Source organism: Methylorubrum sp. POS3 (genome assembly GCF_043352485.1).
GTDB lineage: Bacteria > Pseudomonadota > Alphaproteobacteria > Rhizobiales > Beijerinckiaceae > Methylobacterium > Methylobacterium suomiense.
Map to the genome: position 1 here is coordinate 4,030,356 of NZ_JAPRBT010000001.1, position 21,170 is coordinate 4,051,525.

Consider the following 21,170-nt stretch of genomic DNA (forward strand, 5'->3'; position numbering starts at 1 on the left):
GGCGCCGCGTCGATCCGATGGCCGCCCTCGGAGTTTCCCTCTGTCTTCGGTCTCGCCCCCTGGGCGGAACGCTCGGGGACACGATGTGAATGGGGACGCGGCGCGACCACAAGCGCCGCGGCGAACAGGGAGGCCACGGATGACCGCCATCGCTTTGACCATCGCCGGATCGGATTCGAGCGGGGGCGCAGGCATCCAGGCCGACCTCAAGACCTTCGCGGCGCTTCGCGTCTACGGCGCGAGCGTCCTCACCGCGCTGACCGCGCAAAATACGCGCGGCGTGCAGGCGATCCACGAAGTACCGGCGGCCTTCGTCACGTCACAAATGGAGTCGGTTTTCGCCGATCTGCAGATCAAAGCAGTGAAGATCGGCATGCTGCCGAGCACGGATGTGATCCGTGCCGTGGCCAAGAGCCTGCGCAAGCATGCTCAGGCCATTCCCGTGGTACTCGACCCGGTGATGGTGGCAGCCTCGGGTGATCGGCTGATCAACGAAGAGGCCGTCGAGACCCTGCGGGCCGAATTGATGCCGTTGGCCAACGTGGTCACCCCGAACCTCCCGGAAGCCGCGACCCTCCTGGGTGAGGCGGAGGCGGGACACGAGAACGAGGCCGTGGGTCAAGCCCGGCGCTTGCTCGAACGGGGAGCCCGGGCGGTTCTGATCAAGGGTGGCCACGGCGAGGGGCGCGAGAGCGTCGATCATCTCCTGTCCCGCGACGGAACCCTGCGCCGCTTCGCGGCTCCGCGGATCGAGACCCGCAACAATCACGGGACCGGATGCACCTTGTCCGCCGCGGTGGCGGCCGGTCTTGCCGGTGGGGCGGGCCTTGCCGAGGCGGTGGCGTCCGCCAAAAGCTACGTGACGGAGGCGATCCGGATGGCCGACTCTGTTCCGGTCGGGCATGGCCACGGACCGCTGCATCATTTCCACGCTTTGTGGAAATGAACGACCGTAAGAGGGTTCAGAACGGACAGAGGGATGGTGAAGTCGCGTATGACCGGATCGCAATCGGATCGCCGCTCGCTCAATGAGGTCCGCCACCCGCCGCAGGCAAGCGAGCCTTCGGTGGAAATACGCAATCGCCTCGCGCGAAACCGGTTCACCTATAGCGGCGGCTATGACGGCTACGAGGGACGGATGGTCCTGAGGCCCGAAAGTGCCAAGCCTTCCGAAGCGAAACGCTAGCCCTGTTGGCGGGCGATTGCGTTTGACAAAGCAAACGTCCGTTCGGATAACGGAACGCATCTCCATCATGTGACGCGCGGATCGGCGCCGGACCGACGTTTCGCCCCGGCAGAACGCGCATCAACGGATCGGCAGCATGCAGGACATCACGGCAAGCCTCGAGCGCGGACGACCGAAGGACTTGGCGAGCGGCGCCCAAGTGCTGTCAGGCCAGCTCGGCAAGACGATTCAGCGCTTGCGCAAGGCCTACAACCTCTCGCTCTCAGAACTCGCCGAGCAATCCGGCGTGGCGAAATCGATCATCTCCCAAATCGAGCGCAACGAGACGAACCCGACGCTCGCCACGATCTGGCGCCTCAGCCAAGCGCTCGATGTGTCGATCGAGCGGGTCCTTGCCACGTCGGACGAGGAGCCCTTCATCGAGCGCTTCTCTCGGGCCGATACGCCGCGGCTGGTCTCCGAGGATGGCAAGGTCCGTCTCGCCATCATCGGCTGGATCAAGACGGTGGAGTGGCTGCAATGGTACGACGTGACCGCCGACCCCGGCGGCGTGCTCGAATCCGACGCCCATCAGCGCGGCTCGGTCGAGTCGCTATCGGTGACGGAAGGGACCTTCTCGGTCGAGGTCGCGGGTGAGGTTCAGCGGGCCGGCCCCGGCGAGACCCTGCGCTATCGCTGCGACCGGCCGCACAGCGTGCGCTGCCTCGGAGAGGCGCCGGGCCGGGCCACCATGGTGGTGATCATGAAGGCCGCGGTAATGGAGTGAGGTGGGAAGCGGCCCCCGAGGGGGCCGTCCGCGTCAGCGCGGGATGAAGGCCCAGTAGTCGAGATCGAGGATCACCGAGGGGTCGTAGCCCTCGCCCTGCTTGTCCGGATAAGCACCGCAGGGCTGGTTCTTGGCCGCGACGGTGCGCAGCCGCAGCGCGCCGATATCCTGACGCCCAGGCAGTTCCGCCGTTTCCAGCACCTCGGACCAAGCGTAGACCGTGTCGCCGGCGAAGAGCGGGGCCACGTGGCGGCCGGCATTGATGCCGCCGATGGCGAAGGCGTTGGCGAGTCCGTTGAAGCTGAGCGCGCGGGCCAGCGAAATGACGTGGCCGCCATAGATCAGCCGCTTGCCGAACTTCGTGTCCTTGGTCGCCACGGCGTCGAAATGGACTTTGGCGGTGTTCTGGAAGAGGCGCGTGGCGATCTGATGCTCGGCCTCCTCGACGGTCATGCCGTCGACATGGTCGATCTTCTCGCCGACGGCGTAATCCGCGAAACGGTGGGGGCTGCCGGCCAGGGCCGTGTCGTAGGCTGCCGAATCGAGCGGAGGCAGCGCATGGGCAAGGTCAGCCGGGTTCACGACCTTCGCGAGGCTCGGCACATGCTCCTCGGCGATCTTGGCTTCCGGGTCGCGCTTGCGCACCAGCACCCAGCGGCAATAGCTCAGCACGGTCTGGCCGGACGCATCGGAGCCGGTCGAGCGCACATAGACCACGCCGGTCTGGCGGTTGGAGCTCTCCTTCAGCCCGATGACTTCGGAGACGGTGGAGAGCGTTTCACCGGGATAGACCGGACGGTGGAAACCACCCTCGGCATAGCCGAGATTGGCGAGCGCGTTGAGCGAGATGTCCGGTACCGTCTTGCCGAACACGACGTGGAAGGTCAGCAAGTCGTCGAGCGGGCTCGCCGGGTAACCGAGGGCCTTCGCGAAGGCATCGGACGATTGCACCGCGAAGCGCGGGCCGTAGAGCGCCGTGTAAAGCGCCACGTCACCGGTGGTGACGGTGCGGGGCGTGGCATGGCGGATGGTTTCGCCGAGGCGAAAATCCTCGAAGAAGCGGCCCGGATTGGTCTTCATGTCTGGTTCTCGCCCCTGCTCGGCGGTCGTTCCTCGACGCCTTAGCAATGAGGCCGGGCGCAGCGCAATGCTACGCTCGGCCAAGGCGAGTGGGCCGCCATCAAGAGCCTGTCAGAAGGCCACCTGAATGTAGAGATCGGTGATGAGCTTCTGCACGAAGAGCAGCAGCAGGATCAGGATGATCGGCGAGATGTCGACGCCACCGAGATTCGGCAGCAGGTTGCGGATCGGCCGCAGGACCGGCTCGGTGACCCGATAGAGGAATTCGCCGATCTGGGAGACGATGGGATTGCTCACGTTCACCACGTTGAACGCGACGAGCCAGCTCAACACCGCACTCGCGATGAGAATGTAGATGTAGAGCTGGATGACGGTGTTGAAGAGCCAGAGCAGGGCGTTCATGCGGGCTTTACCGGTCCTCGTCGCCCGCGCTCGCGTCCGGCGCGGGATGCGCGGGGCTCGCGGGAAATTTCCGGAATTGACAGGTCGAAGCGGACAAGCCTAAAAGGCCCCCGCCTCGGGACGGGGCTGTAGCTCAGATGGGAGAGCGCCGCAATCGCACTGCGGAGGTCAGGGGTTCGAATCCCCTCAGCTCCACCAGGTTTCCCCTCACATGCGGGGAAATGGTGGCAATTGAAATCCAGCCTGCATTCTTTGTTTTGAACGCACTCCTGACCGGGTTAGGGGCTGAGCGTTCGGCGGGGCACGAACTTCGAGACCAATCTGCCCCTCAAAATTGCAGCTCTTTGAGCTCCTTTACCGCGCTTCATTCGGTACCGCGCGAGACGCGTGATCATCGGCGCGTATGCCCGCTTCAATCGCCGTGGATCTATGGGAAACCAGCCAACCGCCGGTAGCTCCGAAACATCCGAATGGGTTGTCGTGCCTGCCTAGGTCGGCGGAGTCACCGATCGATGGCTATTCAACTCAGGCCGAACGCAGACAGATCACGGATCGAGCTGCCACGCATCACGCCGAAAAATCCATCGACGAAGCGTCGAGCCCACATTGGCCCTGTGATCGCCCAGCCCGACGAACCAGATCGCTCGCCTGATCGAGCCGAGGCCTGCGGCGGGATTGGTGGGGCCGCCACCATCGCAACATTGCAGGGCCTGTTCGGACGGTGTGCATCACCGGCCCGAACTCGTCCGCGCCCTTCACGAACACCTCGCCCGCACTCATCGGACGGAGGGGCTGAGACCGCTATCCTGCCGCCGCGAAGATTGCCCCCTATCCGCCTCGTCGTGAATGGCGCGGGTGCCCGATCCTCTATCCACCATGTCAAACGAGATAATTTCAAGTTGTACGGCGTTCGATCGCGTGTGATAAGCTGATGCCTTCGTATCGATACTTTATAATATTTCGATTTAAAAAACATAACTTTTGACTCGATTGTTTTTTCAACACATAGGCCGATCTCATTGATTGAGGGCGGTCAATATGTCCGAGTCTAGAACAGTATTTCTTTCAGCCTTGTCGCTGGGGTGCATTATATCACTCCCGGTCGCCGCTCAGACCGCGAACGACGCGGCCAACAATCCGGCCTCGCTCAAACCGGTCGCGTCCTCGACTGGAGCTGTCGACCTCGACATGATCACGGTCACGGCGACACGGCAGCCGACCCTTGCGCTCGACGCACCGGCCACGGTCACCGTCATCTCGCGCGAGCAGATCCAGAGCCGCGTCACCCGCGATGTGCAGGATCTGATGCGGTATCAGCCCGGCGTCGATATTGGCCGTGTGACGTCGGCAACGGACCCCTGGCACAATCTCGGTAGCTTCACGATCCGCGGGGTCACGAACAATCGCGTCCAGATCCTGGTCGATGGCACGCGTGTCATCGAGCGGATCACCGACGGGACCCGCGATCTGGTCGATCTTCCCTTCATTCGCCAAGTCGAGATCCTGCGCGGACCCGGCTCCACTCTGTGGGGCGCCGACGCGCTCGGCGGCATCGTTTCCTACAGCACTCTCGAACCCGACGATCTGTTGGCGGGCAGAGGGAAGAACTGGGCCGTCCGCAGCGATGTGGGCTACGACAGCTTCGACCGATCCTTCTCGAAGACGGTGATCGGCGCTGTGCAGGCTGGTGAGTGGCAAGTGCTCGCCGGTTTCAATCATCGGACCGCGCATGAGCCGAAGCTGACCACGGCGCGAGCCGATGGCGGCATCGCCGGCTGCCCCCGGACACTGCGCTTCCTCCCCTGCAACGTGCTTGATCCGGTCGACACATCCGGCGTCAATTTTCTCGGCAAGATCGTCTACCGACCGACACCGGATCAGCAGTTCAAGCTGACCGGTGAGCTGTTCGACCGCAAGTCGACGGTCACGCAGCTCTATGATTACGGAATCGTGTCGTCCAGCATCCGTAACGGTGATTACTCGCGCGATCAGGATCTAAGCCGGTATCGAATCCAATTCGCCCATCAATGGAACGTCGGATTGCCGCTTCTCGATGGCATCCGTTGGAACGTTTCATACTCACCCCAGGAACGCTCCCTCACCAACCGCCGGACACAGTTCACGTCGAACAATCAAACGCGTTACACGCTCGGTACACTAAATTATCGTGAAGAATTTCTGCAAGGCGATATTCAGTTCAGCTCTTCCTTCAGGCTTCTGGGCACCGAACATCGGCTTACTTACGGCTTCCAAGGCGACCGAACCCTAACAGATTACCGGCGCCAGGACATCGTGCGTAATCTGTCGACAAACGTCACGACCGTGACTCGCGGTGGCGGCTTCAACTTTGCGAACGCAACGACGACCCGCGCCGACGGCTACCTGCAGGACGAAATCGCTCTCATGAACGGGCGGCTGACGGTGTCACCCGGTCTGCGTTTCGCGAATTACACGATCGATCCGCGCCCCGACCGGGATTACCGTATCGTCCCCGGCAAAGCTCCGCGGCGTCTCGATTCCTCCCGCCTGATTCCTCAGATCGGAGCGGTGTTCCGGCTTGACGATGTCTACGCCCTTTACGGACGTTATGCCGAAGGCTTCAAGATGCCGACATCACAACAACTCTTCACTTCAATGCCCTTCGGCAGCTCTAATTTAGTGCCTAATCCCGATCTCCGACCAGAAACTGTCCGATCATACGAAGCGGGTGTTAGAGGCCGGTTCGAGGACGGTTGGTTCTCGTTGGGCGCCTTTCACACTGAATACAAAGACTTTATCCAAGAACTTTTTCAAATCCCCGGAACGACTGATTATACGTCACGCAACTTATCCAGGGTGCAGCTGAGCGGTATCGAGGCCTCGGCAGAGTGGGCCTTTACCGAATCCCTCGTCGCCACGTCCTCACTGTCCTACCAGTACGGCAATCAGAAAGTTCGCCCTGGCGCCATTCGCACAGCCTTCGATGCGGCTAGCCCGTTCAAAGCCGTAGTCGGCTTGAAGTGGATCAGTCCGCGCTATGGCCTAGAGACGGAGGTGCTGGCGACCTTTGCGTCACCGGTCTCACGCGCGAGTATACCGACATACTTCAAGGCCGATGGCTACACCGTGTGGGACGCCTATCTCAATTGGCGGCCAACCGAGAATTTGAAGATCCGTGCCGGCGTACAGAATATCTTTGAGGCGCGCTACTTTCCGACCATAAGGGGTTACGATCTCGGTACGACGGACATGCGGGTGTTCGCTCAGAATCCACTCGAACTCCAAGTCGGCGCCGGCCGCACCTGGAAAATCGGCGCGACCCTCGACTTCTGAGCGAGAACGTCTTGAACGCCCTGACGTTCGAACGGGCGCTCGTCGTCGGCGACCCATCCGCGGCGATCGCCAGCGTCACGCGGATGGGTCGCGTGATGCTGGCGGTTGCCCGGCACGGCATCACCCATGAGCGCATCGGTGCCGTTGAGATGGTGCAGCGTGTCGATCACACGCTGCGGCTGGGAGGCTCGGCCCATGACGCGGTGATCGATCTGTCCGCCCTCAAGGCGATCTTGGCCGATCGGACGCCGCGTATGGGAAGCCGGGTACTACCCCGCCTCCAGGCCCTCGGCCATGACGGCGCGATTCTGTTCGCCCTCATCGCCCTCGACGGCCTCGCGGCTTTCGATGGTGCGGCGGACGAACTCGCTTTCGATCCTTCCGCAGCGCCGACCATCGTAGCCGCTCCACAGGCGGTCGCGGGCGCATCCGGTGAGGGGCCTGATCCCGGAGGTCTCGCCCTGGAGCGGGCAGCCGCAAAACCGGGCATCGCCCAGCTGCGCTTCGTGGTGCCGGGTGTTCGGCAGAGGTGGAGCGGGTCGATCGGGACCGTGCTGCCGGCCATGGGCTTCCTCAACGTCATCCAGGCCGATTTCCACCTGCATCTGCGCGCCGGTGCGATCGGTGGCTGGCATTCCGAGAGGAGCGCCGACGCCCAGGTCATGCAGGCACTCGATCCGTCGGGAGCGCCCCTCGGCCTCTTCCTCGAACATGCGGACGTGATCGATCTTGATTGAGATCGCTCCCCCGACCGCCGACACGGTTCGGCATCCGCGCGGCACCTGGTTGATCCCGGATACGGGCAATCTGATCGCCCATCGCGATCTGATGATGCGTATGGCCGAGCGCAGGGTCGTCCTTCTCGGCGAGACCCACGACATCGCCGATATTCATCGCTGGCAGCTGCACATCCTCGCTGCGCTTCACCTGTATCGGCCGAACCTCGCGGTCGCTTTCGAGATGTTTCCGCGCCGTCTCCAACCCGTGCTGGATGCCTGGATCGAAGGGTGCTTCGACACCACGACTTTTCTGCAGACCTGCGAATGGTCGCAAATCTGGGGGTTCGATCCAGACCTCTACCTTCCACTGTTCCATTTCTGCCGGCAGCATCGCATCCGGATGGTGGCGATGAACTGTCCCCGACCGCTGGTGTCGCGTGTCGGACGCGAAGGCTGGGCGGCGATCCCACAACACGAGCGCGACGGCGTCACGCCGGCACGGCCGGCGACGGACGCCTATCGCCGCTACCTGTTCGATCTCATCGGCGCGGCGGGGGGCGCCATCGCGGCGCTCGACCCGAGCTTCGATCGGTTCGTTCGGGCGCAGCAGGTCTGGGATCGGGCCTTCGCCTGCAACATCGCTGAGGCCCTGGCCGACGGGGGGCCTCCCCTCGTCGTCGGCATTCTCGGGCGCGGCCATGTCGAGTATGGCCACGGCACACCGTTCCAGCTGGCGGATCTCGGCATCGCGGACGTGGCCGTCCTGCTGCCGACCCATGCGGACAGCCTCGCCCTCAATCGGAATCGCGGCATTGCCGATGCCGTGTTCCGGCTGGACGAACCCGATCCGCCGCAAGCCGCCCGTACGACGCCGCCCGGCCGGACCGCGCCATGATCGCGACGTCTGACAATCGCCGACCGATTGCACTCGCGCGCTTCCTGCGCCTCGTCGGCCAGATGGCGCGTCTGCTGGCCCTGTGCTGCGCCCGCATGGAGGGCCGGCGAGGGCTGTTCCTCTTCGGGCTCGTTCTTGGCCTGAATCTGATCGGCATTCCGATCACCGTCCGCCTGATCGGCTGGAGCGCGGATTTCTACAACGCGCTGCAGAAGGCCGATGCGGCAGCCGCGGTCGAACAGATCGGCGTGTTCGCCGGCCTGACCGTTCTGAGTGCCACGATCTTCCTCATCGCCAGCTATCTCCGCAAGCGGTTGGTGATGCTCTGGCGGCGCGAATTGACCTCCGCGCTGCTGGACCGGTGGCTGGCCGCGCAGGTGTTCTGGCAGGCGGGGAAGGACGGCGAGGACGCCGCGATCGAGAACCCCGATCAGCGGGTCGGCGAGGACGCCGCCCTGTTCCTCGAGCGTGTGCTGGGCGAGGAGGGTGGACGCGGTAACGTTCTGAGCTTGATCACATCGGTCGTGGCGCTCGTCTCCTACGTGACGGTGCTGTGGAACCTCTCGACCTTCGCACTGCCGCTCTCGTTCCTCGGCCTGTCGATCGAGATCCCGCGCTACATGGTCTGGGCGGCCCCGATCTATGTCGCCGTATCCAGCGCGATCACCCATTGGCTCGGGGCGCCGCTGAAGAACCTGATGTTCGAGCAGCAGCGACGGGAGGGCGATTTCCGTTTCGCGCTCGCGCGTCTGCGAGAGAATGCCGAGCCGGTCGCCCTGGCCGGTGGCCAGGCAGTCGAACGGGAGATCCTCGGTCAACGCTTCGAGGCGATCGCTACGAACTGGTATGCCCTGATCCGGCGGGAGCTGATCCAGGGGACGTTCACGCGCCCCTATTTCCAGACCGTGCTGCGCATCCCGATGTTCCTGGCATTGCCGGCATTCCTGGCAGGACGGGTCACTCTCGGCGGATTGATGCAGATCGCCTCCGCCTTCCAGAACGTCGTCACGACGCTGTCCTGGTTCATCTTCGCCTATCACGACCTCGCGGAACTCGCGGCCGCCACCAGCCGGCTCGACGGCTTTCTTCGCGCCACGGAGCGCCCGTCGGAGACTTACAAGGACCGCGTCGCCAACACGACGCCAACGAATCCCGACGGTCTCGGCTGGCGCGACCTGTGCCTTCTCACGCCCACAGGCACTGGCCTCCTTACCTTGCCGGATGCGTGGTTCGAGCCTGGGGCACCGATCTGGATCAAGGCGCCGTCGGGAACCGGTAAGACAACCCTGCTGCGGGCGATCGGCGGCCTCTGGCCCCATCGCGTCGGCACGATCCGGCGCCCGGCCGGAACCGTGCACATCGTGCCCCAGCAAGCCTATATGCCCCTCGGATCGATCGGTGCGGCCACCACCTATCCTGGCGCGGTAGACCATTATCATCCCGAAGCGATTGCCCGCGCCTTGACGTCCGTCGGCATGCGAGAGCACGCGCCGATGGTCATGCAGGGGCGGGACGCGTCGCACGGCCTTTCAGGGGGCGAGCGACAGAGGCTTCGCTTGGCCGGTATCCTGCTCGCCAGACCCGATTGGGTGTTCCTGGATGAGGCGACATCCGCGCTCGATCCCGAGGCCGAGGCGTCCATCCTCGAAACGTTACGCCGCGCGCTGCCCGACACGACGTTCGTGATCGTCTCGCATCGGCGCCCGCCCCTCGCGGGCCTCCGGACATACGAGATCGATTCGCCCCGGGCGCCTCGTGCGACGCACCTGACCTTGCTGAGACCGGCGCCGGGCGACTGACCCGCGGGTATGACGCGCGGTGGCGTTCATCCCCGCAGGGGACGATTCACTCCCACTCGATCGTGCCGGGCGGCTTCGACGTGATGTCGTAGGTCACCCGGTTGATGCCCTTGACCTCGTTGATGATCCGCGTCGCGACGCGGCCGAGGAAGGCCATGTCGAAGGGATAGAAATCGGCCGTCATGCCGTCGACGGAGGTGACGGCGCGCAGCGCGCAGACATGGTCGTAGGTCCGCCCATCGCCCATCACGCCCACGGTCTTCACCGGCAGGATCACCGCGAAGGCCTGCCAGATCGTGTCGTAGAGCCCGGCTTGGCGGATCTCGTCGAGGTAGATCGCGTCGGCCTTTCGCAGGGCTTCGAGCTTCTCCCGCGTGATCACGCCGGGGCAGCGGATGGCCAGCCCCGGACCGGGGAAAGGATGGCGGCCGACGAAGCTTTCAGGCAGGCCGAGTTCGCGCCCGAGCAGCCGCACCTCGTCCTTGAACAGCTCGCGCAGGGGCTCGACCAGGCGCATGTTCATGCGCTCGGGCAGGCCGCCGACATTGTGGTGGCTCTTGATCGTCACCGAGGGGCCGCCGGAGAAGGATACGCTCTCGATCACGTCCGGATAGAGCGTACCCTGGGCGAGGAAGGCCGCGCCGCCGATCTTCTGCGCTTCGGCTTCGAACACGTCGATGAACAGCCGGCCGATCGTCTTGCGCTTCACTTCCGGGTCGTCGACCCCTTCCAGCGCGCCGATGAACAGATCCTGCGCCTGAACATGGACCAGGGGGATGTTGTAGTGGTCGCGGAACAGCCGGACGACCTCATCGCCCTCGCCGAGCCGCATCAGGCCGTGATCGACGAAGACGCAGGTGAGCTGGTGGCCGATCGCCTCGTGGATCAGCACCGCCGCCACCGAGGAATCGACGCCGCCCGACAGCCCGCAGATGACCTTCTCGGTTCCGACCTGCTCCCGGATTTTGGCGATCGCCTCCTCGCGATACGTGCCCATGGTCCAATCGCCGGAGCAGCCGGCGATGTCGCGCACGAAGTTACGGATCAGGAGCGCGCCATGCGGGGTGTGGTGCACCTCGGGATGGAACTGGACTGCGTAGTATCTCCGCGCTTCGTCCGCGACGGCGGCAAAGGGAGCGTTGCGCGACATGGCAATTGTCGTGAAGCCGTCGGGCAGCTTGGTGACGCGATCCCCGTGGCTCATCCACACGGGATATGTCTCGCCGATCTGCCAGACGCCCTTGAAGAGGGGCGAGTCGGAGAGGATCTCGACTTCGGCACGGCCGAACTCGGCGTGGTGCCCGCCCTCGACCTGACCGCCGAGTTGGGCCGCCATGGTCTGCTGCCCGTAGCAGATGCCGAAGACCGGCACGCCCGCCTCGAAGATGGCCTGAGGGGCGCGCGGCGAGAGATCGGTCGTGACCGATTCCGGACCGCCCGACAGGATCACGCCCTTGGGTCGATGCGCCTCGAACGCGGCCTCGGCCTTCGTGAAGGGGACGATCTCGCAATAGACCCCTTCCTCGCGCACGCGACGGGCGATCAACTGCGTCACCTGAGATCCGAAATCGACGATCAGAATCTTGTCGTGGTGCGAGGTGTCGATGGGGGAAATGTCGTTGGTCATGCTCACGGCCCTTTGCGCCCCGGTTAGACGACACGTCTCGACGGCGCAACGCAGGCCCTGTTGCGCTCCACGCACATCCATCGCTCGGTGCGTTGCGTTAACCTCACGTTCACGCTCGACGGTTGAAACCGCCCGCCCCTCGAAACGGACAGGAATCATCCGACCATGAGAGCCATTCTCTTCGGAATTGCCGTTACGATCGCAAGCGTGGGCGCCGTCGTGCCGGCTTCCGCCGTTCCCCTCTCAGGTACTGTCGCTGGCGCGGCTCCAACTTCGGGCGGTCTTTTCCAGACGGCGCGGGTCGTGCGCCGAACAGTGATCCGCGGCCCGCGCTGCGATACCGTCATCACCAAGCGGCGTGGGCCTTACGGTCGCACGGTCGTTGTCCGCAAGCGCCGCTGCTTCTGAACTCAGTCTGAGACGAAAGCGGGCGGCCCGTGGATAGGGCCGCCCGTCAGGACTTGAGCAACCCGTGGCCCCGCATCCAGGCCATGAACAGCGAAGGCCATGCCGAGACCGGGCTCCCCGGTACGCCGAGGCCGAAGCCGTGGCCGCCGCGCTCGAACAGGTGCATCTCCACCGGCACACCGGCCGCCCGCAAGGCAGCGTGCATCAGGAGGGGATGGTCGGTGATCGCGATCCGGTCATCCGAGGCCTGCACCATGAAGACTGGCGGCGTGCGGACATTCACTTGGACTTCGACGGAATAGGCCCGCCGCCGTGCCTCGGGCGGATCGTCGCCGACGAGAACCTTCCGGCTGGAGATCGTGCGGTCGTACGGCGCCCGCATGGTGATGATCGGATAGATCAATCCGGCAAAACTCGGCCGCGCGCTGAGGCTGTCGGCCTCGTCGAGATCGTCGTAGAGATCCTGCTCGGCATCGGCCGCCGTCGTACCCGCCAGATGGCCGCCGGCCGAGAAACCCAGCACCCCGATCCGGTCAGGGTCGAGGCCGAACTCCTCTGCCCGCCAGCGAACGAGCCGCATGGCGCGCTGCGCATCCTGGCGGGGGGCATCGGCACCGTCGCGCCAATTCTCCACGGGCAACCGGTAGATCAGGACGAAGGCGGTGATGCCGCCCTTGGCCAGCCAATGGCCGACCGGCAAGCCCTCGTTGCCGATATCGATGCGCCGATAGCCGCCGCCCGCCGCCACGACGACCGCGGCCCCGTTCGGGCGCGTCGGGCGGATCACGAGGAGACAGGGCCGCACCACACCGGTGACGACGCCGGTCAACGTCTCGTCGAAGCGATATTCGGACCGGTAAGGCCCTCCACCGCCCGGCGGCCGTTCGGGCCAGAGATCGATGACCTCGAGATCGGAACCCGGCGCCGATCGCGGCAGCGGCTGCACGATGTCGTCGGAGGCACGCACGGGTGGTCGCGCCTGGAACGGCGCCGTGAGGGGCGCTTGCGCGAGCGCCCGCTCGCCGGTCAGGGCCGCCGCCGTGCCCGCGAGAAGAGCGCGCCGGTGCAGCGTCATGGATGAGGCCTCGTCATCGCACGATTCCGTTCGCGCGCCGGCCGGTGGAATTCTCCAAAGCGGCGCGGGTCAGGCCGTCAACGAGGCAAGAGCCACACCGATCCCTCGCCGATGATCACAAAATGCGTGTCATCGTCGCGACATAGAAGCCGTCGGTGCCTGTCAGTGCCGGGCTCATCTGCACGCCGCGCTGGGTCCGGCGCACCTTGTCCGAGAGCCCTGGTACGGCAGTCAGATCGGTGGCGACCGAGGCGATCGCGCCGCCGCTTCGGGTGAGGAGCCCGTCGACCGCCGCGTCGTTCTCCTCGGGCAGGACCGAGCATGTGACGTAGACGATGGTGCCGCCCGGCCGCACCAGACGGGCGGCCCGGTCGAGGACCTCGGCCTGTTCCCCCGTGCGGTTCGCGAGGCTGCCGGGCCGCAGGCGCCACTTTGCATCAGGATTGCGCCGCCACGTGCCGGTGCCGGTGCAGGGTGCATCGATCAGCACCCGGTCGACCGTCCCGTCGAGATCGGCCAGCACGTCGGCCCGCGCCTTCCCCGTGCGCGGGGTACGAACCTCAACCTCAGCCCCGGAGCGCCGAAGGCGCTCGTGGATCGGAGCGAGACGGCGCGGATCGGCATCCGTCGCGATCAGGCGCGCGCCATTCCGGGTGAGGCTGGCCAGGGCCAGCGACTTGCCGCCGCCGCCCGCGCAGAGATCGACCACGGTTTCGCCGGCCCGTGCCGACGCAAGGAGGCTGGCAAGCTGGGAGCCTTCATCCTGAATCTCGAAACCGCCGTCCAGAAACAGCGGATCGACATGCAGGGCGGGGCCGCGACCGTCCTCGCCGATCGGGATCCGCAGGCCGAGCGGCGAGAGTGGGGTAAGCTCCGCCCCGAGGTCATTCAGAGTCGCCGCGGCTTCCTCGCGGCTCTGCTTGAGGGTGTTGATGCGGATGTCCAAGGGAGCCCGGCGGCCGAGGGCCCGCAGCTCTTCCATCAGATCATCGCCGAAGGCTGCGGCGAGCGAGGGCAGCACGAAGGCCGGTGCATCCCCTGCGATCTCCGGCGGGGCCCCGAGCAGGTTGCCTTCGATCAACCACTTCCGCTCATCATCGGTAAGAGGCGTGGGCGCGAAGCGGCCACCGTCGAACAGACCGGCGATGGTGGGTTCAGCCAATCCCCGCTGCAAGCGAAGCATGCCGATGATGACGGCGCGCCCGGTCTCGGTCCCCATGAGGTAGGCGGCCGAGGCGCGCCGCCGCAGGCCGTCATAGACGAAGCTGGCGATTGCGGCCCGATCACCCGAGCCGGCGAAGCGATGGGCGAGGCCCCAATCCTTCAGCGCATCGGCGGCCGGACGGCGGCGCGCAACAATATCGTCCAGGATCTCAATGGCGGCGGAGATGCGGGCGGAGGGGGTCAGGATCGGCTCCCGAGGCGCTTCAATGAGGGTCGAACAGTCGTTGCTTCGCATTGCCGGTTCTCGGCCTCCCGACGCAAGCCCAACCTCGCATGCCCCTCAGGCTCGGCCGCCCAACCGTTCGCGCGAATTGGAAGCTCTGCCACGCCCAGCGAGGTGTCCAACTCCGCGCCAACGACCTTTCGTCGTGCGGTTCATCTACTCAGAACGATAGAACGATTTTCCGGGAATCGTTTTGAATCTCGATTGCGCCGCAGGGCGGCGAGACGCCTATTCACCTACAAGCCACCAGAACATATGCAGATTTGATTAGTCACTTAGTAATAATTATCAGTCTGATATATATTATAGATTCGCATTGCTGTATACAAATACATTGGATGGGCCATTCTAATAAAATCCCGCCCTATAAACAAATGAGCATTAAATCGTGCGAATACGACAATCGCAATCCGGTACTGCTTTGGATATAATTTGAACATGCCTAAATTTGCATCTTCAAGTGCGACATACGTAATAAATTAACTCCTAAATGTCTTCACCTACAATCAAACTAAAATACCTCAAAATCATACTGCCTTGCAGTCACGCTTTCACCCGATATTTGTTGCGATACGGCCAAGCTGTGGGCGTTTGAGACGGACATACCGCCGCCCAGGAATAGCCGTCGCGAACGCGCCGTCCGAATCATCACGGAGAGAATGATCGAATGCCGACCCTAAGACTTCTTACGGGCGCCACGATTCTCGCGCTCGCTGCAGCCGCCTGCACGAAGGCGCCGGCCGCCCTGGATCCGACGCCGCCCCCGGCTCGCCGCGCCGATGCCAAGACCCAACTCGAATACGGCAACCCGCCGCCACCGCCGGCGCGCCGCTACTGAGAGCTGTCACGCACCGGGGGAAGCGTGCCCGCCCATCACGCGGCGTCGCGGTTCCTCCGGTTCTCGTAAGCCTTGAGATGCGTGAACACACGATCCAGGATCGGCGTCTCGACACCGGCCTTTTGCCCGCGCGCGATCAGGTCGCCGATGATGTGATCGGCTTCGATGCGGGCGCCTGCCTCGATGTCGCGCAGCATCGAGGCGGTCATCGGCGAGCGTTCCGCCGTTAACGTCTTCCGTGCGCCCGCGAGAACCTTCTCGCGCGACCCGTAACCGCTGGCGAGGGCGATTGTCTGACATTCATCGAGCAGGCCCTCGACGAAAGTCGGGCCGCCAGGGGCCGCCACGACGTCGCCGATGGTCGCGCGCATGAGGGTCGTCGATCCGGCAAGGGTCGCGAGGAACACCCATTTCTCCCACATCTCCAGCAAGACCTTGTCACTGGAGCGCGGCTGGAATCGTACGCCCTCCATCTCCGCCTCGATGGCCGCGATCCGCTCAGACCGCGTGCCGTCACGTTCGCCGTAAGTCAGGCTGTGCAATTCGCTCATCTGGCGGATTTCGCCGGTCGGCGTGAGCGTCGCCACGATGGCGCAACTGCCGCCGAGCACCTTCTCCGATCCGAACGCTTCGTCGAGCACGTCCAGATGGCGAAATCCGTTGAGGATCGGCAGCACCGTCGTTTGGGGCCCAACGGCCGGGCGCAGGTCCGCGACAGCCCCATCGAGATCGTAGGCCTTGGCGGACAGGATCACGAGATCGAACGGCCCGCTCTTGTCGAGGGTTTCGGCAGTCACGGTCTGTGGCTCGGCGATATGCACGTCGCCCACCGGACTCGACACGCGCAGACCCCCGTCGGCCAATTTCTCGGCACGGGCTGGGCGCACCAGGAAGGTCACGTCCCGCCCGATCTCGGCGAGCCGCGCTCCGAAATAACCGCCGGTCGCCCCGGCCCCCACGACGAGAATCCGCATCGTTCCTCCCTGCCCATCGACCCGCTGGACGCAGGCTCATGCGGCATCTGCGCGCCGTCTCCCTTTCGGCGCAAGAGCGGATGCACCCATTCATCCCGTCGGACGCAGCGGAGCGGCGATGCGGAAGGACGACGCGGAGGGCGCTCCGATCAACCATCGGACAGGGAGCGCCGCCAGTTTTTCTCTTTCGATGCACAAAGATCGCAACTCGCCCGTTGCCGACGCCGTCCAAGCCGATTATAGAGCCGCTGGCCCAGCGCCAGCGCCCTTCGTCTAGCGGTCCAGGACGTCGCCCTTTCACGGCGAAAACACGGGTTCGATTCCCGTAGGGCGCGCCACTTCCGTACAGAACTGCGAACACTGGGTGTGGCAGATGTGGCCGCACCAACGACGGCGGCTTCCAGGCTAGCCTTGTCGCCGACAATGCGGATAACGTCGGCATCCACCTCGACTCTATCGACGATCGCCTGCAGCCACGCCTTTCGGAACGGGACTTCGCCACTCGTCACGTTCGCGCGCATTAGACGCCCGAACTTCTCGACGAGCTCAGGCGCGATTTCGGCAGGCGCACGCTCGGCCACGTGGATCCGATCGAGGGCGCTCTGAGCCCGGTCCCGCTCCTCCTTCAGCGCCGCCAAGCGCCCCTTCAGAATGTTGTCGAGATCGGTCACCCCCTCCTCGACCATCCGGTAGAGCCGCTTCAGCTTGTCTTCCGCCTCCCCGACCTCGCCGCGCAAAGTCGCCACGCGGCCATCAACCTGCGCCGCCTTCTCGGCCCGCAGCGCCCAAAGCGAGGCCAGCGTCGCCCGCAGGCGGTCAGGCTGCAGCAGCTCGGTGACGAGGTGATCAGTCACCAGCGTGTCGAGGGTGTCCATGGGGATGCCGCGGCCGGTGCAGCCGGTTCGGCCCATCCGGCCGTGCGTCGAGCAGCTGTAGTAGCGATGGACCTTCCCGGACTTCGACGTGCCAGTGCGCAGCGTCATAGGTCCATTACAGTTCGTGCAGGTGGCTAGGCCCGTCAGAAGGATCGGGCCTGTGACCACGCGGGCTGGCGTCGCACGCGGATTGTGCGCCTTCAAGGTCGCCTGCACGGCCTCGAACTCAGGTAGCTCGATGATCGCCGGCACGGTGATCGGAATGTGCTCGGCCGCAGGCTTCTGGGCTAGCGTCTTCGAGCAGCGCCGGTTGAACACCAACTCGCCGACATAGACCCGATTGGTCAGGATCCCATGGACGGTGGCCACCCCGAACCGAGCCTCGGCGCGGGTGCGATAGCCGCGCTCGTTCAGGTAGCAGGTGATCGCTTTTACGCCGAGCGGACCGGTGGCGCCGTCGCCGAATCGGTACAGTCGGAAGATCAGCCTGACCGTCTCGGCTTCGACCGGATCGACAGTGAGGCGCTTCTTGACGCGGGTACCGCGTTTCTCGACCTCCGCGACCGCGTAGCCGAGCGGCACCGGTGAACCGTTGTAGAAGCCCTGCCGCGCGTTCTCCTTCATCGCCCGCAGCACGTGCTTGGCATTCTCCTTCGACTGGTACTCGTCGAACAGGGCGATCACCTGGCGCATCATCACCTGTGCAGGACGTCTCCGAGTTCCTGAGTGATCGAGATCAGCCGCACGCCGGCCTTGGCCAGCCGCCGCACGTACATCTCCAGGCCGAAGCTATCGCGGAAGAAGCGCGAGTAGGAGTGCACGACGATGGCGTCGAAGGGGTGATCGTCGTCGCCTGCGCGCTCGATCATCTTCTGGAACTCTGGGCGATTATCGTCCATGGCCGAGGCGCCCGGCTCGACATACTCTGCGACTACTGGCCAGCCCTTGTTCAAACAGAAATTATGGATCTGTTTACTTTGATCCGGCAGTGAGAGATCCCCCTCCGCTTGCCGTCCCGTTGAGACCCTGAGATAGCAGCAGACGCGCTGCGACCCTTCGGTCACTGGCACGAAGCGCGCTTGGCGGGTCTGATGGGTCATCGCGCTGGCCTCGGCGTTGCGGGAACAAATGTCATCGAACGAAGGGAGGCTGAGGAGGGCGCGACTCTGCAGCAAGAGTCCGCTCGGCTCTCCTCCACAGGTATTCGCACGCCCGTCGCATGCCGGATCGCGATCCGTGCGGTCATGGCTTCAGCGCGCGCAGGAGATCATCGAGGGCGGGGCCGAGATACATCTCCAGCACCTCCAGTTCGGCACGACCGACCGAGACGGGACGGGACAGGTCGTCGATGACGCTGAACGTGCGGGCTGGAACTGGCCGCGGGAGCCTATCGACGGAAGCTCGCCTGCCAGAATCGGGGGATCTGGTCCTCCGCCTCTCGCCCACTCTGCGTTCAGCGCACATGGTCGAGTACGGGCTGATGCGCCGCGACGCGGGCCTGCGCGTTCTTTCTGTCCTCGCCGGCCTCGATCACAGCGACGGTCGAGAGCTTGGCGCTCGACCGGGATAACCGCGCCGCGAGCCAGGCAAGCCTTTCCGCCGGTGCGACCGCGAGCTGCCTCGACTGGCGATCGGTTGGTCCCTCCGCGGCCAGCCGCCGGTCGATCGAGCGGGTGTCGACGAACAGCATCGTATCGCCGCGGGCACGGCTCGCGGCGACGTAGATATCGTGGCGGTCGAACGAGGGATCGACGAGGACGAGCGTTCGGTCGACTGTTAAGCCCTGGCTTCCGAAGACCGAACTCGCGTACGCCCAGCCGATCCGGGCACGCCCCTTCTCGTCGGCGAGATCGCGTGGACTGAATGCTACTGCGCGACCGTCGACCAGCGCCTCGATTTGGACCGCGTGCCCCCCAGGTGAATCGCGCTCATCGCGGACGACGATCGCAGTTACGGTGCCGACCGAGCCGTTGACGACCCCGAGGGCATCGTTGCGCGTCAGGAAGCGGATCGCGTCGCCGGCCGCCAGCGAAAGCCGATAGGTATGGCCTGACGGTGTAACCGCATCGATCATGCGCTCGGGGCCAAGAATCTTGCCTTCGCCCCTGAGCCGGGCGCGCACCTCACGCCCGATCGCGGCGACCTGTGCGTTCGTTTTGGCCAGAAGCAGAACGGCGGCGTCGGGCTCGGCCGCCCGGCTCTCCTGCCAAGCATCGACAAGCGCCGTCACCGTCGCTGCTGCGCCGTCTACCTCGGCGAGGAGACCACGCTCGGCGAAGACGGCGAGCGCCTCGTCCGATCGGCCGACACCGAAGGCGCGGATCGCTTCGCGTGCCCAGGTTTCGCGCTGACGTACGATCGTGGCGACCTTGACCGCCTCAACGGCGCGCCCGACCAAGTCGAGGCCGGGCCCCGCCCCGATCGCCTGGAGCTGATCGGGATCGCCGACAAGCACGATCTTGGAACCGGCTTGGTGCATCTGCGACAGGAGGACGTGCATCTCGCGCGAGGCGACGAGACCCGCCTCATCGACGATCAGCACTGTGTCCGCGTCGAAAGCCCCACGCCCGCGGCGGGCCGCCTCAACCCAACTCGCAATCGCGCGCGCCTCGATCCCCAGATCCTGCCTCAACAATCCGGCGATGCGCCAAGCCGAGGCGGCCCCGAGCACCCGATAGCCGGCAGCTTTATAGACGGCGACGATCGGGGCTAACGTCGTCGTCTTGCCGCTGCCCGGTGCGCCAGTGACGATCGCGAGCGCTTGCGGACCGGTCGCTGCAAGGGCAGCAGTGCGCTGCTCGGCGGTGAGGCCGGCGGCCGCACACCTCGCAAGCACCGCGTCGTGGTCGAGCGCCTTGCTGGAGTCGACTGCGAGCGCGCGAGCGAGGGCGACGACCTCGCGCTCGACTTCGATGATCTCGGGGGTCGCATAGCGCGGCAGCCCGAGGGCGTCGCGGCCGATTTCGACCACCGCGCCCTCAGCCAGGAGGCGGGCGACTTCGCGATCAATCCGATCCGCATTCAGCCCGGTGCCGACGAATGATGCGGCGACGGCTCGGATCAAATCCCGGCGTTCGAATACGCTGCGTGTCTCGGTCAGAGCGCGCGGCAACGCCGCGAGGCGCTCTGTGAGTTGCTTCTCCGCGAGATCGCGATCGAATGCTCGTGGGCAATCGCGGAGGCTTTCCGTGAAGGTTTGGACGTCGATCCCACGTGAAGCGGCAGCTTCAGCCCAGACCTTTTCACGCCGACGCCCCTCGGCTCCCGGCTTGGCTTCCCGAGTCGCACGCGCGATGGCGGAGGCGAGCGCAGCGGCTTCCCTGCTCGAGACGCTATGCTGGCCAAGCTCGTCCTCGATCTCGGCCCGGCGCGCTGAGAAGTAATCGATCAGCGCGGCGTCGACGCCCTCGATCTCGAAGGTGCCATTGTAGCCGATGCGATCGATGCCGAAGCCGAGTGCGCCCAGCTCGTGCGCCATGGCGGCGTGCCACGTCGCGCCGATGGCCATCTTGACGTCTCGTTGCAACTTGGAGTGGAGGATGCCGACAGAGCCGTCCGCACGAGTGGCGAGATTTGCAGCCACAGCATGCACATGCAGGTTCATATCCCCGAAGACGCGGCCGTCGTCGTGCTCGGAGGGGCGGCCCTCGCCGTGCTGGAAGAGGGCCGCCGTAAGCGCAACCGGTTCTGACCTTGCCCCCTGTTTGCCCCCGTTCATAACCAGAGTCCGTTCTGGTTCTGGTCCTGTTTGGACCGGGTTGCAAACG

The 21,170-nt window shown here is 64.9% G+C and carries 16 protein-coding genes, 2 tRNA genes and 1 pseudogene; 10 read left to right on the forward strand and 9 right to left on the reverse strand.

The window, feature by feature from the left end; all coding sequences use genetic code 11:
• The first annotated feature begins 139 nt into the window (after positions 1-139).
• The 3 genes from thiD (at position 140) to OWC43_RS18560 (ending at position 1,952) form a co-directional block, all read left to right on the forward strand.
• The gene (thiD, locus tag OWC43_RS18550) at positions 140-946 is read left to right on the forward strand and encodes a bifunctional hydroxymethylpyrimidine kinase/phosphomethylpyrimidine kinase (RefSeq protein WP_393957745.1); all 807 of its coding nucleotides are present in this window, start codon (positions 140-142) and stop codon (positions 944-946) included.
• Between the two features lie 33 nt (positions 947-979).
• A complete protein-coding gene (locus tag OWC43_RS18555; protein WP_393957746.1) occupies positions 980-1,186 on the forward strand; it encodes a hypothetical protein in 207 nt (68 codons plus the stop codon).
• A 136-nt stretch (positions 1,187-1,322) separates the two neighbouring features.
• Positions 1,323-1,952, forward strand: coding sequence for a helix-turn-helix domain-containing protein (locus OWC43_RS18560; RefSeq protein ID WP_393957747.1), 630 nt, complete (start codon positions 1,323-1,325; stop codon positions 1,950-1,952).
• 33 nt (positions 1,953-1,985) lie between these two features.
• Here the strand turns inward: OWC43_RS18560 and OWC43_RS18565 are convergent, their stop codons facing one another.
• Together OWC43_RS18565 and OWC43_RS18570 are read right to left on the reverse strand one after the other, a co-directional pair.
• The gene (locus OWC43_RS18565) at positions 1,986-3,032 is read right to left on the reverse strand and encodes a MaoC family dehydratase (RefSeq protein ID WP_137827905.1); all 1,047 of its coding nucleotides are present in this window, start codon (positions 3,030-3,032) and stop codon (positions 1,986-1,988) included.
• A 111-nt stretch (positions 3,033-3,143) separates the two neighbouring features.
• On the reverse strand, positions 3,144-3,434 hold the full coding sequence (locus OWC43_RS18570) for a YggT family protein (RefSeq protein WP_137827904.1): 291 nt from the start codon (positions 3,432-3,434) through the stop codon (positions 3,144-3,146).
• A gap of 122 nt (positions 3,435-3,556) precedes the next feature.
• Here OWC43_RS18570 and OWC43_RS18575 point away from each other — a divergent pair.
• The 5 genes from OWC43_RS18575 (at position 3,557) to OWC43_RS18595 (ending at position 10,159) form a co-directional block, all read left to right on the forward strand.
• Positions 3,557-3,632, forward strand: a tRNA-Ala gene (locus OWC43_RS18575).
• Between the two features lie 990 nt (positions 3,633-4,622).
• Positions 4,623-6,746 (forward strand): TonB-dependent hemoglobin/transferrin/lactoferrin family receptor, encoded by a 2,124-nt coding sequence (locus OWC43_RS18580; RefSeq protein WP_393957748.1) that lies wholly within the window; start codon positions 4,623-4,625, stop codon positions 6,744-6,746.
• A gap of 11 nt (positions 6,747-6,757) precedes the next feature.
• On the forward strand, positions 6,758-7,483 hold the full coding sequence (locus tag OWC43_RS18585; RefSeq protein ID WP_393957749.1) for a hypothetical protein: 726 nt from the start codon (positions 6,758-6,760) through the stop codon (positions 7,481-7,483).
• Positions 7,476-8,360: a ChaN family lipoprotein gene (locus OWC43_RS18590; protein WP_393957750.1), complete on the forward strand. Its 885-nt coding sequence runs from the start codon at positions 7,476-7,478 to the stop codon at positions 8,358-8,360. Before OWC43_RS18585 ends, OWC43_RS18590 begins: the two co-directional genes overlap by 8 nt.
• Positions 8,357-10,159: an ABC transporter ATP-binding protein/permease gene (locus OWC43_RS18595; RefSeq protein WP_393957751.1), complete on the forward strand. Its 1,803-nt coding sequence runs from the start codon at positions 8,357-8,359 to the stop codon at positions 10,157-10,159. Before OWC43_RS18590 ends, OWC43_RS18595 begins: the two co-directional genes overlap by 4 nt.
• Positions 10,160-10,205: 46 nt before the next feature.
• Here OWC43_RS18595 and guaA read toward each other — a convergent pair whose 3' ends face one another.
• The 3 genes from guaA to OWC43_RS18610 all read right to left on the reverse strand — a co-directional run bounded on the left by guaA (position 10,206) and on the right by OWC43_RS18610 (position 14,728).
• Positions 10,206-11,786, reverse strand: a complete 1,581-nt coding sequence (gene guaA / locus OWC43_RS18600) for a glutamine-hydrolyzing GMP synthase (RefSeq protein ID WP_393957753.1) — start codon at positions 11,784-11,786, stop codon at positions 10,206-10,208.
• 454 nt (positions 11,787-12,240) lie between these two features.
• Positions 12,241-13,269 carry an alpha/beta hydrolase gene (locus tag OWC43_RS18605; protein WP_137827899.1) on the reverse strand — a complete coding sequence of 343 codons (1,029 nt, stop codon included), beginning with the start codon at positions 13,267-13,269 and terminating at the stop codon, positions 12,241-12,243.
• Positions 13,270-13,384: 115 nt separating this feature from the next.
• Complete coding sequence (locus OWC43_RS18610) at positions 13,385-14,728, reverse strand: RsmB/NOP family class I SAM-dependent RNA methyltransferase (protein ID WP_393957754.1); 1,344 nt, start codon at positions 14,726-14,728, stop codon at positions 13,385-13,387.
• A 655-nt stretch (positions 14,729-15,383) separates the two neighbouring features.
• On the opposite strand from OWC43_RS18610, the gene OWC43_RS18615 reads away from it, so the two are divergent.
• Positions 15,384-15,554, forward strand: coding sequence for a hypothetical protein (locus tag OWC43_RS18615; protein ID WP_393957755.1), 171 nt, complete (start codon positions 15,384-15,386; stop codon positions 15,552-15,554).
• A 35-nt stretch (positions 15,555-15,589) separates the two neighbouring features.
• Here the strand turns inward: OWC43_RS18615 and panE are convergent, their stop codons facing one another.
• Positions 15,590-16,528 carry a 2-dehydropantoate 2-reductase gene (panE, locus tag OWC43_RS18620; protein WP_393957756.1) on the reverse strand — a complete coding sequence of 313 codons (939 nt, stop codon included), beginning with the start codon at positions 16,526-16,528 and terminating at the stop codon, positions 15,590-15,592.
• Between the two features lie 262 nt (positions 16,529-16,790).
• Here panE and OWC43_RS18625 point away from each other — a divergent pair.
• Positions 16,791-16,866 (forward strand) — tRNA-Glu (locus OWC43_RS18625).
• A gap of 561 nt (positions 16,867-17,427) precedes the next feature.
• On the opposite strand, the pseudogene OWC43_RS18630 reads toward OWC43_RS18625, so the two are convergent.
• From OWC43_RS18630 to OWC43_RS18640, 3 genes and pseudogenes are all read right to left on the reverse strand, one after another.
• Positions 17,428-18,099, reverse strand: a pseudogene (locus OWC43_RS18630) (recombinase family protein); the annotation flags it as partial.
• Complete coding sequence (locus tag OWC43_RS18635; protein WP_393957757.1) at positions 18,099-18,503, reverse strand: recombinase family protein; 405 nt, start codon at positions 18,501-18,503, stop codon at positions 18,099-18,101. The gene OWC43_RS18635 and the pseudogene OWC43_RS18630, both read right to left, overlap by 1 nt.
• A gap of 353 nt (positions 18,504-18,856) precedes the next feature.
• On the reverse strand, positions 18,857-21,121 hold the full coding sequence (locus OWC43_RS18640) for an AAA family ATPase (protein ID WP_393957758.1): 2,265 nt from the start codon (positions 21,119-21,121) through the stop codon (positions 18,857-18,859).
• Between the last annotated feature and the right edge of the window lie 49 nt (positions 21,122-21,170).